A 14873-nucleotide genomic window follows, 5' to 3' on the forward strand; every position below is an offset into this window, starting at 1 on the left:
TTCTGAAAAACATTAAATCATCTTCTCTGCATCATGCCTTTAAAAACAGGCGCTTTGAGCCCTGCCAATAATAAACTCGCCCAATCATGCCACTCGTTTGGCTGTTGTTTATTCCCCATGCGTTTCACTGTTGCGGTGAAATAACGCCAATGACGCGCCGTCGTCTGTCAATTAATCAATATAAACCTGGCGTTTATAAATAAGCTGCAATTAATCGCCGGCCTGCGGGCCGTATATTCAATGGGATGATATAAAAGGTGTTTAACGTGGATACTAAACTGGGAACCTCTGTCGCCGCACTGTTATTTCTGTTTCCTTTCGCCGCTCAGGCGCAGGACGGCGAGGCCTCTTTAACGCTCGCCGGCGGCCTTGCCGTCGCCCCCGCCTATGAAGGCTCTTCTTTTTACAGCATTGAACCCTTGTATCAGGTGAATGCCGGCTATCAAAACGCCAGCTGGGGGGAGCTCAGCGCAGGCAGCGAGGGGGCACGCTGGCAATTCCCGCTTGCCGGCCCCGTCGGCATCGCGTTATTGCTCAACTATGACGCCGGCCGTGACGAGGAAATCAGAACCTTGCGCGGGCGCAACACACGACTCAAGGGCATGGGCAAGCTGGGTGGCGCACTGGAGGCCGGCGCCGAACTGAGCTACCAACTCGATCCCTTCCGCGCCTACGTAAAAGGCATGCAGGCAACGCGCAAGCGCAGCTACGGCGGGGAAGAACTGGGCCACACGGCCTATGTGGAAACCGGGCTCACCGGGCAATATCCACTCAGCGAACAGCTGACGTTGATCGGCAACCTTTCCACCACCTGGGCCAACAGCGGCTATCAGCGCGGCTATTTCGGCGTGACGTCGCAGCAGGCACAGCGCAGCGCTTTCAGCGCTTATCGGCCGGGCAGCGGCTTCAAGGACGCGACCCTCACCGCCGCGCTCAATTACCAATGGCGACCGAACGTGGCCTTCCAGGCCGGGGTCGGCGTGACCCGTCTGCTGGGCGACGCGGCCGACAGCCCTATCGTCGAAAAAACCACGTCGGGTATGGCCTTCACCAGCGCCAGCTACAGCTTCTGACGTTTTACCCAATGAGAGTGAGCGCGTACGCCCGTCAGATAACGCCATAACGCGACGGTGAAAAAATAAACCATAGCTTAACGAATTGTGAGGTAAACAGGCGGATAATTAAACCATGCCATATTTACCTGACAATATCTGGCGTTGCTCTCCCTTATTAAGGATATTTTATGTGCCAACATCATTCGACAGAATGTCGTAACTTCACGGCATTTCGCCACCGCTGGGAAATGCCCATGATCTGGCTATCGGCGATAATAACGCTTCTCGGTTTTTTATTTGGCATCGCCGCTATCGTCGCGTCCTCGGACGAGACGATGCTGGGATTAGGCACGGAAGCCAAAGAAACATTGGATACGCTCAGCCTGTTCGCCTTATTACCGCTGATCCCTATCGCTTTCTATATTTATCGTTTCTATCTCGCCGCCCAGGCGAAATCCAACGCCTTGCGCGTCGGGCCGGCACAATTTCCCGAGCTGTTCGCGCTGTATCAGGATATTGGCCGCCGCCTGGAGCTCAAGACGCTGCCGAAGCTCTACCTGACCAACGGCAACGGCGTGGTCAACGCCTTCGCGCTGGAATGCAACCGCCGTCAGCGCTATGTGGTGATCCACGCTGAAATCGCCATGCTGATGCCCACCGCGCCGGAGATCGTGGAGTTCGTTCTGGCGCACGAGCTGGCCCACCATAAGCTGCGCCACGTGTCGCTGTGGCGCCTGGCGATCGGCGTCGTACCGCAATCGCTGGTGCTGCCCGGCCTGGCGACCACCCGCGCACAGGAGTATTCCGCAGACCGCGTGGCGCTCGCCGTCTGCCCGAATTACGCCGACACGGTGCGGCTGCTGGCCGTCGGCCCCTGGATGCAGCACGGCGTGAACCCGCAGGCCTGGCTGGAACAGTGCGAAGAAGAGAACAAGGAGCTGTTTGTCCGCATCAGCAACCTGCTGTCGGATCATGCGGTGATGGTCAAACGCTTCAAGGCGCTCAAAGACATTGAGATGCACGGCTTCGAGCGCCACGGCAGCATGTTTTAATCCGCCCCGCCGGGCCTACAGCGTTTTCAGCACCCGCGCGGGGTTGCCGCCCACCACGCAGTTGGCCGGCACGTCTTTGGTCACCACCGCGCCGGAGGCCACGACCGCATTGTCGCCGATGGTCACGCCCGGATTGATCACCGCGCGTCCGCCAATCCATACGTTGTCGCCAATCTTGACCGGCTTACCGAACTCCGCGCCGCCGACGCGGGTCTCAGCGTCCAGCGGATGGGTCGCGGTGTAAATATGCACGCCCGGCGCCAGCAGGCAGTTGTCGCCGATATGCACCTCGCACACGTCGAGGATCACGCAGTCGAAATTGGCGTAGAAGTTCTTGCCGAGATAAATGTTATAGCCATAGTCGCAGCGGAAGGTCGGCTCGATGGTGCCGCCCTGATAGCCGCCCAGCAGCTCACCCAGCCACTGTTTACGCAGTTCGCCCTCTTCCGGCGAGGAGTGGTTATAGCGATGCGTCAGCTGGCGCGCGCGCCGACGCTCGCTGCGCAGCAGGTCATCGCCGGCGTCGTACAGCTCCCCGGCGATCATCTTGCGCTTTTCTTCGCTGATGGCCATGTCGGCCTCCTTATGTTATCCGCGTTTCTTGAATGCCCCAAGCGTAGCCGCTTTTGCCTGACGACAAAAAGGGAACGTTCCCAATTTAAAATCACGATCACGCTTTGACACGAAAAAACAGGAGAAAAACGGGCGGCGGCGCCGCCCGGCAATCAGGCGCGCAGTTCCTGGCGCACGTGTTCGGGCAGGCCTTCCACCACCAGCTGATAGGAGCTGTCGATCAGCGTGTAAAACTGCGAGTTCGGCAGGTTGCCGTCGAGAAACACCGTGTTCCAGTGCGCCTTGTTCAGGCCGGCGCAGGCGACGATCTCAGGATGGTGTTCACGCAGGCTTTCCGCCAGCTCCGGGCTGGACTTGACCGCCAGCGCCGGCCGCCCTTCGACCTCGCACACCATGGCGAACATCACGTCGCCTACCTTGATCTGACTGGCCTGCCACTGGTTTTGGTCGCTTTGCTCCGCGCCCGGCTTCGCCATGCAGTACTCCAGCAATGCGCTGTTATTCATTGGGTTACTCCCCCTGTAATGTGGCCACAATACGGCGTGCTCCGCCGTGGATGCGGTGCTCCCCCAGCCAGATGCCCTGCCATGTGCCCAACATCAGCCGCCCGTGCCTGACGGGCAGCGTCAAGGACGCGCCCAGCAGCGAGGATTTGATGTGCGCCGGCATGTCGTCCGGCCCTTCGTAGTCATGCTGATAGGGTGCGTTTTCCGGTACCTGACGCAGGAAATGCTGCTCCATATCGGCTCGCACCGTGGGATCGCAGTTCTCGTTGAGCGTCAGCGAGGCCGAGGTATGCTGCAGCAACAGATGCAGCAGGCCGGTTTGCAGGCGGTGTAAGTGGGTTAACTGGTTGACGATCTCGTCGGTAACCAGATGAAAGCCACGCGCTTTTGCGCTGAGGATTAGCGTTTGCTGATGCCACATGAGTGAGCGCCCCTCAATCAGTATATTCTCTCTCCGGTTTGCGGCAACTTCGGCGGCGCGCCGGCAATAAAAAAGGAGCGATATCGCTATCGCTCCCCGATGAACGTCCGTTCAGGCTAACAGACGTTACTGCACCGCGGCAAACGCCTCGGCCACCTGACGCACGTTGTTGTGGTTCAGGCCAGCCACGCACATGCGGCCGCTGTGGATCAGGTAGACGCCGAACTCTTCACGCAGGCGATCGACCTGCGCCGCGCTGAAGCCGGTATAGCTGAACATGCCGCGCTGCGCCAGCAGGTAATCGAAGTTGCGCTGCGGCAGCGCGCTCTTCAGGGTGTCCACCAGCGCGTGACGCATCTCGAGAATGCGGGTGCGCATGCTCTCCACTTCGTCCAGCCATTGGTTTTTCAGCTGGGCGTCGTTCAGCACCTTGGCCACCAGCTGCGCGCCGAAATTCGGCGGGCTCGAGTAGTTGCGGCGCACGGTGGCCTTCAACTGGCCCAGCACGCGCCCGGCCGCCTCTTCGCTTTCGCACACCACCGACAGGCCGCCGACGCGCTCGCCATACAGCGAGAAGATCTTCGAGAACGAGTTGCTCACCAGGCACGGCAGGCCGGCCGCCGCGATGGCGCGAATGGCGTAGGCGTCCTGCTCCATGCCGCCGCCGAAGCCCTGGTAGGCGATGTCGAGGAACGGAATGATTTCACGCTCGGCGATCACCTTGACCACCTCATCCCACTGGGCAGGAGTCAGGTCGGAACCGGTCGGGTTGTGGCAGCACGGGTGCAGCAGCGCGATGCTGTGCTTCGGCAGCTGTTTCAGCGCGGCGAGCATGGCGTCGAACTTCACGCCCAGGCTTTCGCTGTCGAAATACGGGTAGGTATTCACCTTGAAACCGGCGCCGCTGAAGATGGCGACGTGGTTTTCCCAGGTCGGATCGCTGACCCACACCTGCGAATCCGGGAAGTAGCTTTTCAGGAAATCGGCGCCCACTTTCAACGCGCCGGAACCGCCGACGGTCTGAATGGTGGCGATGCGCCCCTGCTGCAGCATCGGGTGCTGCGCGCCGAACAGCAGATGCTGGATGGCGGAACGGTAGGGTTGCAGCCCTTCCATCGGCAGGTATACCGAGGCGCCGTGCTCGACGCTGTTCAACTGCGCCTCCGCCGCGGCGACCGCCCGCATCTGCGGAATGATGCCCTGCGCATCGTAGTACAGGCCGATACTCAGGTTCACCTTGTGCGCGCGCGGGTCTTGTTTGAATTTTTCCATCAGCGACAGAATGGGATCGCCGGCATAGGCGTCAACGTTCTGGAACACGGGGTTTTTCTCCTGGTTTATTTATTGTGGTTTGGGCACAGCGTTACGTTCCTAATATAGACGGAAAACCGCATTCGGTTTTAGCTTTCTCGCGCCACCGGCAATAAACCGTTTTCCTTGATGCGATTGAGCACCACCGCCGTTTTGATATGCGCCACGCTTTTGTGCGGCGACAGCGTCTGGCTGATGAATTCGCTCAGCGCCGGCAGGTCCGCCACCGCCACTTTCAGCAGGTAATCGGCGTCGCCGGTGGTCTTGTAAGCGTCGAGGATCGCATCCACCTCCTCCAGCATCTGATGAAAGCTGTCGATCTGCTCTTGGGCGTGCGTGATCAGGCTGACTTCGATCAGCCCCACCAGCCCCAGGCCGACCGCCTCCGGCGCCAGCCGCGCGTGGTAGCCGCGGATCAGCTGCGCCTGCTCCAGGCTGATGCGCCGCCGCGAACACTGGGAGGCGGAGAGCCCCACCAGCTCGCTCAGCTCCTGATTGGTCAGACGGCCGTTGGCCTGTAACAGCGTCAGGATTTTCATATCAAAATCGTCAATGTTGTACATAGCCACCTGTAAACTGTGTTAATAAATGTTGACGTTACAGCCTACCAGTTTTTTTACCGTTGCCGACGTCACACCCTGGCGCTTAAATCGCGTACAGCAGCAACGCCCGGCGTTTTCGCCGGTAAGCGGCATAAAAAACGGCTAACTCATGCAGGCAAACGACAATTAACGGCGAAGTAACGCATAAAACCACGAATGTATAAAAAGGACGCCAGATGAAAAAGTTACTCCCTCTCGCGCTGCTGCTCGCCGCCGGCAGCGCCGGCGCGCAATCCCACCTGGATAAGGTGCTGCAGCAAAAGACCCTGGAGGTCTGCACCACCGGCGACTACAAGCCCTATACCTTCCTCAAGGAAGACGGCAGCTATGAAGGCATCGATATCGACATGGCGGAATCGCTGGCCAAGAGCCTGGGCGCGAAAGTGAAGTGGGTGAAGACCAGCTGGAAAACCCTGACGCCGGACTTCACCTCCGGCAAGTGCGACATTGCGATGGGCGGTATCTCCGTCACGCTGGAGCGGCAAAAGCAGGTGTTCTTCGCCGACAAGCTGGATACCGACGGCAAAATCCCGCTGGTGCGCTGCACCGACGTGAAGAAATACCGCACTCTCGAGCAGATCAACAAACCGTCGGTGCGTCTGTTGGAACCGGCGGGCGGCACCAACGAAGCCTTCGTGCACGCCTATCTGCCAAAGGCCAAACTGACGCTCACGCACGACAACATGAGCATTTTCCAGCAGTTGGTGGACCGCAAGGCAGACGTGATGATCACCGACGCCTCCGAGGCGCTGTACCAGCAGAAGCGCTATCCGAAGCTGTGCGCGGTGAATCCGACCAAACCGATGCAGTACGGCGAGAAGGCTTACATGCTGCCGCGCGACGATCTGAGCTGGAAACTGTATGTGGATCAGTGGCTGCACCTGGCCAAGGCGACCGGCGAATATCAGAAGATTATCGATAAGTGGTTGGCGGTAAAGAAGTAACCCGCTGAGAAACGGGGCCGACGCGCGTCGGCCCCTGCGGCGTTTCAGTCGCCGATGTATTCCATCGCCACGCGCTGCGTGAGCTTGGTGATCAGCTCGTAGGCACTGATGCCGGTGCAGACGGCGATGCGCTCGACCGGCAGCGCCGGCCCCCACAGAACCGCTTCATCCCCCACCTTATCGGCGGCGGCCGGCCCGAGATCGACCGAAATCATGTCCATCGACACCCGGCCGACGATCGGCACTTCGCGGCCGTTGATCAGGATCGGCGTACCGGTCGGCGCGCTGCGCGGGTAGCCGTCGCCGTACCCCATCGCCACCACGCCCAGCCGGGTATCGCGCGGGCTGACCCAGGTGCCGCCGTAGCCGACCGCTTCGCCGGCCTTGTGCTCGCGCACCGCGATCAGGCTGGACTTCAGCGTCATCGCCGGCTGCAGCCCATGCTCGGCGCCGCTGCCGTTATCCAGCGGCGACACGCCGTACAAAATAATACCGGGGCGTACCCACTCGTTGTGGGCGTCCGGCCACAGCAGCGTGCCGCCGGACGCGGCGACCGAGCGCTGGCCCGGTTTGCCGCGCGCGAACTGCTCGAAGCAGGCGATCTGTTTCAACGTGGTGTCGGATTCCGGCTCGTCGGCGCGGCTGAAGTGACTCATGATATTGACCGGCTGCGCCACGTTGCGGCAGGCGCACAGGCGCTGATAAAACGCCTCCGCGTGTTCGGGGCGCACCCCCAGCCGATGCATGCCGGTATCGAGCTTCATCCACACCGGCACCGGACGCGCCAGCTCGGCCTGCTCCAGCGCTTCGAGCTGTTCGATGCTGTGCACCGCGGTTTCGATGTTGTTCGCCACCAGCACCGGCAGATCTTCGGCACTGAAGAAGCCTTCCAGCAGCAGGATCGGTTTGACGATGCCGCCGGAACGCAGCATCAGCGCTTCGCCGATGCGCGCCACGCCGTAGCAGTCGGCGTCTTGCAGGGTGTGTGCTGTTTCCAGCAGGCCATGTCCATAAGCGTTTGCTTTCACAACGGCAATCAGGCGGCTTTGCGGCGCCTGGCGGCGCACCTGTTGCAGATTATGTCGCAGAGCGCGGCGGTCGATTACAGCGGTTGCCGCTTTCATTTCAGTTCCTTAGCTGATTATTCGTCATCGTATTGTGGCCCCGCGTAGTTGTCGAAACGCGACCACTGGCCGTTAAAGGTAAGGCGCACGGTGCCGATCGGGCCGTTACGCTGCTTACCGATAATAATTTCCGCGATCCCTTTCAGATCGCTGTTCTCGTGATACACCTCATCACGATAGATGAACATAATCAGGTCGGCATCCTGCTCGATAGAGCCGGATTCACGCAGGTCGGAGTTGACCGGGCGCTTATCGGCGCGCTGCTCCAGGCTTCGGTTCAGCTGCGACAACGCCACTACCGGCACCTGCAGCTCTTTCGCCAGCGCCTTCAGCGAGCGCGAAATCTCAGCGATCTCCAGCGTACGGTTGTCGGACAGGGCCGGCACGCGCATCAGCTGCAGGTAGTCGATCATGATGAGGCTAAGCCCGTCGTGCTCGCGGAAAATGCGCCGCGCGCGAGAGCGCACTTCGGTCGGCGTCAGGCCGGAGGAGTCGTCGATGTACATGTTGCGCTTTTCCAGCAGGATACCCATGGTGCTGGAAATGCGCGCCCAGTCCTCGTCGTCGAGCTGGCCGGTACGGATGCGCGTCTGATCCACGCGCGACAGCGACGCCAGCATACGCATCATGATCTGTTCGCCGGGCATCTCCAGGCTGAAGATCAGCACCGGTTTTTCCTGGGTCATCGCGGCGTTTTCGCACAGGTTCATGGCGAAGGTGGTTTTCCCCATCGATGGACGGGCGGCGACGATGATCAGATCGGACTTTTGCATGCCCGCAGTTTTCTTGTTGAGGTCCTGATAGCCGGTATCGACCCCGGTCACGCCGTCGTGCGGCTGCTGATACAGCTGCTCGATACGCGATACGGTGTCTTCCAGGATGCGCTCGATGCCCTTCGGGCCTTCGTCTTTGCTGGCGCGGTTCTCGGCGATTTGGAATACGCGAGATTCCGCCAGATCGAGCAGGTCTTCGCTGCTGCGCCCCTGCGGATCGTAGCCGGCGTCGGCGATCTCGTTAGCCACCGAGATCATCTCGCGCACCACCGCGCGCTCGCGCACGATGTCGGCGTAGGCGCCGATGTTGGCGGCGCTCGGGGTGTTTTTCGACAGCTCGGCCAGGTAGGCGAAGCCGCCGACCGAATCCAGCTCGCCTTTCTGCTCCAGCGATTCGGACAGGGTGATGAGGTCGATAGGCTTGCTCATCTCCAGCAGACGCTGCATCTCGGTAAAGATCAGGCGATGCGGGCGGCTGAAGAAGTCGTTGGCGACCACGCGCTCCGCCACGTTGTCCCAGCGCTCGTTATCCAGCATCAAACCGCCCAACACCGACTGCTCGGCCTCCAGCGAGTGCGGCGGCATCTTCAGCCCTTCCATCTGACGATCTCTGGAACGCTCTCTGGTTTCGTCCGCGTTTGTTTTGTTGGTTGGTTTTTTTCCTGCCATGAAACGTAGTCTTTATCCGGTTGCGAATGAAGGATCTTGACGCGAGAGTATACGTGATTTTTGCGTCATAACCGATGCAAAAAAGGTATTGAATCCCGCACGGGTGAACTGGATCTCCGATACTAAAAAGAATAGGGTGAAATCAGACACTCAAACGAGGTAACGATATGGCCAAGCGCATTCAGTTTTCCGCCACCGGCGGGCCGGAAGTCTTGCAATACGTTGATTTTACACCGCTCGATCCCGCCGCCGGCGAAGTGCAGATCGAGAACAAGGCGATCGGCATCAACTACATCGACACCTATGTGCGCAGCGGGCTGTACGCCCCGGCGAGCCTGCCGAGCGGCCTCGGCACCGAGGCGGCCGGCGTGGTGGTCAAGGTTGGCGCCGGCGTCAGCGCGATCAAACCGGGCGACCGGGTGGTGTATGCGCAGTCGTCGCTCGGCGCCTACAGCGAAGTCCACAACGTGCCGGAAGAAAAAGTGGCGCTGCTGCCGCACAACCTCAGCTTTGAGCAGGGCGCCGCTTCTTTCCTCAAAGGGCTGACGGTGCACTACCTGCTGCGCCAGACCCACGACGTGCAGCCGGGTGAAGTGTTCCTGTTCCATGCCGCCGCCGGCGGGGTTGGGCTGATCGCCTGCCAATGGGCCAAAGCGCTGGGCGCGCGCCTGATCGGCAGCGTCGGCTCCGACGAAAAGGCCGCGCTGGCGAAACAGGCCGGCGCCTGGGCCACCATCAACTACCACAAAGAGGATATCGCCCAGCGGGTGGCCGAGCTGACTCACGGCGAGAAGGTTGGCGTGGTGTACGATTCGGTGGGGCAAAGCACCTGGCAGGCCTCGCTCAACAGCCTGAAACGGCGCGGCCTGATGGTCAGCTTCGGCAACGCCTCCGGCCCGGTGACCGGCGTCGATCTGGCACTGCTGAATCAGAAGGGCTCACTGTACGTCACCCGCCCTTCCCTTAACGGCTACATCACCAACCGCGCCGAGCTGCAGTACGCCAGCAACGAGCTGTTCTCGCTGATCGGCAGCGGCGCCATTCGGGTGGAGGTGAAAGACGAGCAGAAATTTGCGCTGGCCGACGCCCAGCGGGCGCACCAAGTGCTGGAAAGCCGCGGCACCAGCGGCTCCAGCCTGCTGATCCCCTAATTGCCGCAAAAGAAAAGGGCTCCTTACGGAGCCCTTTCTGTTACTGCGTTTTGTAGGGGTAGAGCAGAGTCCGCCAGAGACAGGGGGGTTGCTTCAGCAACACGAATTTTGGTTGTCTCTCACGGTGATGAAATCGGTCGCATCACTGCATCGACAAACATCCTAACAGCCCCGTCCGGCAAAAAACACGCTTTATGTGCCACATCGCGCGGCAAAACTGCCAAGCTGTGATCGCTGCCGCATTAGCGGGGCGGCAAGTTGTGCAAGTTTCATCGCGACTGACTGATTATTCAGCAAAAAATCAGTAACGTCTGGCCTGCGGTTTCTGCATCGACCGGTAAATCCATACCCCGACGACCGCCAAAATCAGCCACGGCAGCAGCTTGATGACCACCGCGAACAACCCGCCCAACAGCATGAACGCCGCCGCCACCAACAGCGCAGCGAAGATCCCCAGCAGCGAGATGCCGGTCACCATCAGCATCACCACAAAGCCAATGAGAAAGAAGATTTCCAACATGATTGCTCCTTTGCAATACAACGTATCTGCTGAGGGAATTACAAGAAGCGTGCCAGAATGGCGGAAGGGCTAACCTATTGAAAAGATGGGGCAGGCATCCGGCAACGCGCCGAATGCCTGGTGAAAAAGACTAACTGTTGGTCAAAAATTTTGTGGGTTACGCCATTTCCACACGCGGCTGACGCACCAGCGCCAGCGCCTGCTCCACCACCCGCACATCGGCACCCGGCTTGTGGGCGTTCTCGCTCAGGTGGCGACGCCACTGGCGCGCGCCCGGCACGCCCTGGAACAAACCGAGGATGTGGCGGGTGATGTGGCCGAGATAGGTGCCGTTGGACAGCTCGCGCTCGATATACGGATACAGCGCTTCGACGATCGCCACGCTGTCCGGCACTGCGGTCTGCGCGCCGAACAGTTCGCTGTCGACCTGCGCCAGGATGCCCGGATTCTGGTACGCCTCGCGCCCCATCATCACGCCGTCCAGATGCTGCAGATGCTGCTGCGCCTCTTCCAGCGTTTTCACCCCGCCGTTGATGGCGATGGTCAGCGCCGGGAAATCCCGCTTCAGCTGATAAACGCGCGGGTAGTCCAGCGGCGGCACTTCGCGGTTCTCTTTCGGGCTGAGGCCGGAGAGCCAGGCCTTGCGCGCGTGGATGGTGAACATGTCGCACTCGCCGCGCCCGGCGACGGTTTGGATAAAGTCGCACAGGAAGGCGTAGCTGTCCTGATCGTCGATGCCGATGCGGGTCTTCACCGTCACCGGGATCGACACCACGTCGCGCATCGCCTTGATGCAGTCGGCGACCAGCGTCGCCTGCCCCATCAAACAGGCGCCGAACATGCCGTTTTGCACGCGATCGGACGGGCAGCCGACGTTGAGGTTAATCTCGTCGTAACCGCGCTGCTCCGCCAGTTTGGAGCAGTGCGCCAGCGCGGCCGGATCGCTGCCGCCCAGCTGCAGCGCCACCGGGTGCTCTTCTTCGCTGTAGGCCAGGTAGTCGCCCTTGCCGTGAATGATCGCGCCGGTGGTCACCATTTCGGTGTACAGCAGCGTTTCCTTGGTCAGCAGGCGGTGGAAGTAACGGCAATGACGATCGGTCCAGTCGAGCATCGGCGCGATGGAGAAACGATTGGCGGCGTAGGTTGGGGCGTGGTTGTCTTTCGTCATGCTGAGTTACTGGCTACCTGAGTCTGTCTGGGTTTAACGAACGGCGCGCGGCCGCAAACGGCTATTATAACGACAATCGGCGCCGTTGGGAAAACCCGCTTGCCGCCGGCAAAAATAAGCGGGGATAAAGCGAATAAACCCGCTCGTTCAGGTGTTATCTCATTACGGGCGCGCACGGCGCCTCTGCCTTGAGGACACGACCATGAACAGCTTCATTAAACGTCTGCTGGCATCGACCATTGCCGGCTGTCTGCTGTTTTCCGGTGCAGCGCTGGCGATGGGTGGCGACGGCAGCAATCAAACCCCGCCTACCTGTCCGAAAGGGCAGGTCTACGACAGCAAAACCCAGACCTGCATGGTGGATAAAGGCGGCAGAGTCGGCGACGCCGACCGCACCAATTACGCCTATGCATTGGCAAAAAGCGGCCGCTATCAGGAAGCGCTCGATGTGCTCAACACGCTGAAAGATCCCAACACCGCCGTTGCGCTGAATTACCGCGGCTACGCCACGCGCAAACTTGGCCGCACCGATGAGGGGATCGGCTATTATTTAAAATCAGTCGCCCTCAATCCGAAATACCCTAAAGTGCGCGAGTACCTGGGGGAAGCCTATATGCAGAAAGGCCGGCCCGATCTGGCACGCCAGCAGCTGCAGGTGATTCAGTCGCTGTGCGGCACCGGATGCGAGGAGTACCGCGATCTGGCGGCGGCCATCGATCACCAACCGGAATCTTGATCCGACACGCCTGCGGAGGTGACTATCAGCGGCGATGCGATACGCGATGAACTCGGCCACTATCTCTCCCGCCTGTGGCGCTACGCGCTGGTGCTCTCGCACCGGCGGGACATTGCCGACGATCTGGTGCAAGCGACCTGCGTGCGTGCGCTGGAGCGCGCTGCGCAATTCACCCCCGGTTCACACCTGGATCGCTGGTTATTTTCCATCTTGCACTCCATCTGGCTCAATGAAGTTCGCGCCCAGCATCTTCGCCAAGGGCAAGGCTGCATGGCGGCGGAAGAGCTTGGCGATGCGGACAACGGTGAACAGCCGGTCTGGCTCAATGAAGTGATGCGGCGCATCAGCCGGCTGCCACCGGCTCAGCGCAACGCGCTGTTTCTGGTGTATGTCGAAGGGCTGTCCTACCGAGAAGCGGCGAACGTGCTGGCGGTGCCGCTCGGCACCGTTATGAGCCGCCTGGCGGCCGCACGCCTGGCATTGGCCGATGACCGACAGCGGCAAACCGACGATTCGCACCGTAAGGAGAGCCATCCTTCCCCCTTGCCCCGCACTCGCCGATAAACCGCAGGCCGCCGATCCGTGTTGAACGCCCTATTCCAACGTGCGGATAACCCGGCACGGCTTCACTAGCGAGGCTTATTGTTCGTTGCCCAAAGAACCACAAGGTAACAATGCCTAGAACCGGTTACCTTTACCATTGTAAATATTCTGACACTATTGCCTTATCACCGCCAAAAGATAAAGTTAAGGTTATTCCTAAAACAAAGAAAAAGCTGGAAAATTTACATTCACTACTTTACTATCTTTGCTATTTATTTATATCCAGCCATTATTTAATGACTAATACAAGCACATATATATTTTCGCTTAACTTTAGTTAATAAATTTCGTTCAAGAAAAAATACTCAAAATTAAATTATTTAACACTATTAAACATCAGAGCAGTCATTATTGATAGTTAACTAATCCATTGAGAATGCAACGGCACACTTTAATCAAGGGAGCTCTTAGCAAGATAAAATTACTGTATAATCTGAGTTAGAATCAAGTTTTCAGGATGAAAATCAGGTTGTTAACTCAAGCGCTTGAAATCACTAACCGTAACCATTAAAAAGGCAATCATGAAGAAATTAGAATCATTACAGTACGCTAGGGCGATAGCAGCAATGCTTGTCGTCATAGACCATACTGTAACGCAATTCTCACTCTACCAGTCTACAGGTATTGACTTTATTGATACAATGTTAAAGAAAACAATCAACATGGGAAATATAGGCGTATATGTTTTCTTTGCCATTAGTGGTTATATAATGTCCTATACGACAAAAAATAAAAATTTCGACATTTCATATGCTAAGATATTTATACAAAAAAGGATAAAGAGGATATATCCTTTATATTGGATATATCTTTCAATATTTATTGCGCTATGGGCTATTGGCCTAGCTATGCGCTCCCACCACTATAGCCTTTCTCAAATAATATGTTCATACATCCTAATACCTTATGGTGTAACTGATGATAAAATAACGCCACCAGTCTTGACTCAAGCGTGGACATTAAGATACGAAATGTTTTTTTATATAACATTTGCATTTTTTATAATGTTAGGAATAAATAAAAAAATCATGCCAATGTTACTACTCGTGTTCTTTTCGGCATTAGTAGTGATTTCACAATTAAACCTATTCCCATTGAGCGAATTAAATATATTCTTCTCAAATTGGCTACTTTTGCTTTTCGTTGCAGGGATATTATTAGAAAAGAACCAAGATGTTATAACCAAATTATTGACAAAAACAAAAAACCATACCCTGTGGGTAATTGCAACCCTACTTATACTAATAGCAACCTACATTGACAAACCAGTTATTATAGATTACGTGTTAAGTATATTGATACTGATTTTTATCTTGCCGATTGACCAGGGAAGGAAAAGCCTCTTAAAAATTGGTGATGCTTCATACACAATATATTTGAGTCACTCATTTATAGTTCTGGCTTACGGGATTATAACCAAAAACACATCAAGTATGTGGATATGTCTGTTAGCAGGTTTAATAACAATATTCGCCTCTGCAACTCTGGGTATATTCCTGTATGAAAAAATAGAAAAAAGAATACATCGTTAACTGACATAAAAATGATTGATAGCCACTTAAATTAAGTGGCTATCATCTTTATTAGCACATCCCTCAGTCTCACGCCCCATAAACACAGCCAACATTAACCCCTCTCAAAAAAAGACAAAAAAGATCACAATAA

General features: G+C 57.4%; 16 protein-coding genes. 7 read left to right on the forward strand and 9 right to left on the reverse strand.

All coding sequences use genetic code 11. From position 1 onward, the window contains the following. The first annotated feature begins 266 nt into the window (after nt 1–266). Nucleotides 267–1073 carry a MipA/OmpV family protein gene (locus V8N38_RS23085; protein WP_230200995.1) on the forward strand — a complete coding sequence of 269 codons (807 nt, stop codon included), beginning with the start codon at nt 267–269 and terminating at the stop codon, nt 1071–1073. 236 nt (nt 1074–1309) lie between these two features. Next, complete coding sequence (locus V8N38_RS23090) at nt 1310–2107, forward strand: M48 family metallopeptidase (protein WP_187181588.1); 798 nt, start codon at nt 1310–1312, stop codon at nt 2105–2107. A gap of 15 nt (nt 2108–2122) precedes the next feature. On the opposite strand, the gene maa is transcribed toward V8N38_RS23090, so the two are convergent. From maa to V8N38_RS23115, 5 genes are all read right to left on the reverse strand, one after another. Then, nucleotides 2123–2680 (reverse strand): maltose O-acetyltransferase, encoded by a 558-nt coding sequence (gene maa / locus V8N38_RS23095; protein WP_049201487.1) that lies wholly within the window; start codon nt 2678–2680, stop codon nt 2123–2125. 152 nt (nt 2681–2832) lie between these two features. Continuing rightward, the gene (locus tag V8N38_RS23100) at nt 2833–3186 is read right to left on the reverse strand and encodes an MmcQ/YjbR family DNA-binding protein (protein WP_038874311.1); all 354 of its coding nucleotides are present in this window, start codon (nt 3184–3186) and stop codon (nt 2833–2835) included. A gap of 4 nt (nt 3187–3190) precedes the next feature. Continuing rightward, nucleotides 3191–3607, reverse strand: coding sequence for a secondary thiamine-phosphate synthase enzyme YjbQ (locus V8N38_RS23105; RefSeq protein ID WP_004936779.1), 417 nt, complete (start codon nt 3605–3607; stop codon nt 3191–3193). A 126-nt stretch (nt 3608–3733) separates the two neighbouring features. Beyond that, the gene (locus tag V8N38_RS23110) at nt 3734–4927 is read right to left on the reverse strand and encodes an amino acid aminotransferase (protein ID WP_087762597.1); all 1194 of its coding nucleotides are present in this window, start codon (nt 4925–4927) and stop codon (nt 3734–3736) included. A gap of 80 nt (nt 4928–5007) precedes the next feature. Continuing rightward, nucleotides 5008–5481 (reverse strand): Lrp/AsnC family transcriptional regulator, encoded by a 474-nt coding sequence (locus V8N38_RS23115; protein ID WP_049201491.1) that lies wholly within the window; start codon nt 5479–5481, stop codon nt 5008–5010. Nucleotides 5482–5696: 215 nt separating this feature from the next. On the opposite strand from V8N38_RS23115, the gene V8N38_RS23120 reads away from it, so the two are divergent. After that, complete coding sequence (locus tag V8N38_RS23120; protein WP_060425160.1) at nt 5697–6464, forward strand: transporter substrate-binding domain-containing protein; 768 nt, start codon at nt 5697–5699, stop codon at nt 6462–6464. Nucleotides 6465–6508: 44 nt separating this feature from the next. Here V8N38_RS23120 and alr read toward each other — a convergent pair whose 3' ends face one another. Next, nucleotides 6509–7588: an alanine racemase gene (gene alr, locus V8N38_RS23125; protein ID WP_060425158.1), complete on the reverse strand. Its 1080-nt coding sequence runs from the start codon at nt 7586–7588 to the stop codon at nt 6509–6511. A gap of 17 nt (nt 7589–7605) precedes the next feature. Beyond that, nucleotides 7606–9030, reverse strand: coding sequence for a replicative DNA helicase (gene dnaB / locus V8N38_RS23130; RefSeq protein ID WP_025160134.1), 1425 nt, complete (start codon nt 9028–9030; stop codon nt 7606–7608). A 167-nt stretch (nt 9031–9197) separates the two neighbouring features. On the opposite strand from dnaB, the gene V8N38_RS23135 reads away from it, so the two are divergent. Continuing rightward, on the forward strand, nt 9198–10181 hold the full coding sequence (locus tag V8N38_RS23135; protein ID WP_060425029.1) for a quinone oxidoreductase: 984 nt from the start codon (nt 9198–9200) through the stop codon (nt 10179–10181). Nucleotides 10182–10482: 301 nt separating this feature from the next. On the opposite strand, the gene pspG is transcribed toward V8N38_RS23135, so the two are convergent. Together pspG and dusA are read right to left on the reverse strand one after the other, a co-directional pair. Next, nucleotides 10483–10701, reverse strand: a complete 219-nt coding sequence (gene pspG / locus V8N38_RS23140) for an envelope stress response protein PspG (RefSeq protein WP_025304448.1) — start codon at nt 10699–10701, stop codon at nt 10483–10485. Nucleotides 10702–10858: 157 nt separating this feature from the next. Then, entirely contained in the window at nt 10859–11869 is a 1011-nt protein-coding gene (dusA, locus tag V8N38_RS23145) for a tRNA dihydrouridine(20/20a) synthase DusA (RefSeq protein ID WP_147840693.1), read from the reverse strand. Nucleotides 11870–12071: 202 nt separating this feature from the next. Between dusA and V8N38_RS23150 the strand changes: the two genes are divergently transcribed. The 3 genes from V8N38_RS23150 to V8N38_RS23160 all read left to right on the forward strand — a co-directional run bounded on the left by V8N38_RS23150 (nt 12072) and on the right by V8N38_RS23160 (nt 14740). Further along, the gene (locus tag V8N38_RS23150) at nt 12072–12605 is read left to right on the forward strand and encodes a tetratricopeptide repeat protein (protein ID WP_147840692.1); all 534 of its coding nucleotides are present in this window, start codon (nt 12072–12074) and stop codon (nt 12603–12605) included. A gap of 18 nt (nt 12606–12623) precedes the next feature. After that, entirely contained in the window at nt 12624–13169 is a 546-nt protein-coding gene (locus tag V8N38_RS23155; protein WP_147840691.1) for an RNA polymerase sigma factor, read from the forward strand. Between the two features lie 560 nt (nt 13170–13729). Further along, complete coding sequence (locus V8N38_RS23160) at nt 13730–14740, forward strand: acyltransferase family protein (protein WP_147840690.1); 1011 nt, start codon at nt 13730–13732, stop codon at nt 14738–14740. Nucleotides 14741–14873 lie beyond the last annotated feature (133 nt).

Origin of the sequence: Serratia nevei (assembly GCF_037948395.1) — a bacterium.
GTDB lineage: Bacteria > Pseudomonadota > Gammaproteobacteria > Enterobacterales > Enterobacteriaceae > Serratia > Serratia nevei.

Excerpts from the sequence above, each read along its gene's own strand:
- V8N38_RS23090 (WP_187181588.1), top strand. The coding sequence starts at position 1,310 with ATGATCTGGCTATCGGCGATAATAACGCTTCTCGGTTTTTTATTTGGC.
- maa (WP_049201487.1), bottom strand. The coding sequence starts at position 2,680 with ATGGCCATCAGCGAAGAAAAGCGCAAGATGATCGCCGGGGAGCTGTAC.
- V8N38_RS23100 (WP_038874311.1), bottom strand. The coding sequence starts at position 3,186 with ATGAATAACAGCGCATTGCTGGAGTACTGCATGGCGAAGCCGGGCGCG.
- V8N38_RS23105 (WP_004936779.1), bottom strand. The coding sequence starts at position 3,607 with ATGTGGCATCAGCAAACGCTAATCCTCAGCGCAAAAGCGCGTGGCTTT.
- V8N38_RS23115 (WP_049201491.1), bottom strand. The coding sequence starts at position 5,481 with ATGTACAACATTGACGATTTTGATATGAAAATCCTGACGCTGTTACAG.
- V8N38_RS23120 (WP_060425160.1), top strand. The coding sequence starts at position 5,697 with ATGAAAAAGTTACTCCCTCTCGCGCTGCTGCTCGCCGCCGGCAGCGCC.
- alr (WP_060425158.1), bottom strand. The coding sequence starts at position 7,588 with ATGAAAGCGGCAACCGCTGTAATCGACCGCCGCGCTCTGCGACATAAT.
- dnaB (WP_025160134.1), bottom strand. The coding sequence starts at position 9,030 with ATGGCAGGAAAAAAACCAACCAACAAAACAAACGCGGACGAAACCAGA.
- V8N38_RS23135 (WP_060425029.1), top strand. The coding sequence starts at position 9,198 with ATGGCCAAGCGCATTCAGTTTTCCGCCACCGGCGGGCCGGAAGTCTTG.
- pspG (WP_025304448.1), bottom strand. The coding sequence starts at position 10,701 with ATGTTGGAAATCTTCTTTCTCATTGGCTTTGTGGTGATGCTGATGGTG.
- dusA (WP_147840693.1), bottom strand. The coding sequence starts at position 11,869 with ATGACGAAAGACAACCACGCCCCAACCTACGCCGCCAATCGTTTCTCC.
- V8N38_RS23150 (WP_147840692.1), top strand. The coding sequence starts at position 12,072 with ATGAACAGCTTCATTAAACGTCTGCTGGCATCGACCATTGCCGGCTGT.
- V8N38_RS23160 (WP_147840690.1), top strand. The coding sequence starts at position 13,730 with ATGAAGAAATTAGAATCATTACAGTACGCTAGGGCGATAGCAGCAATG.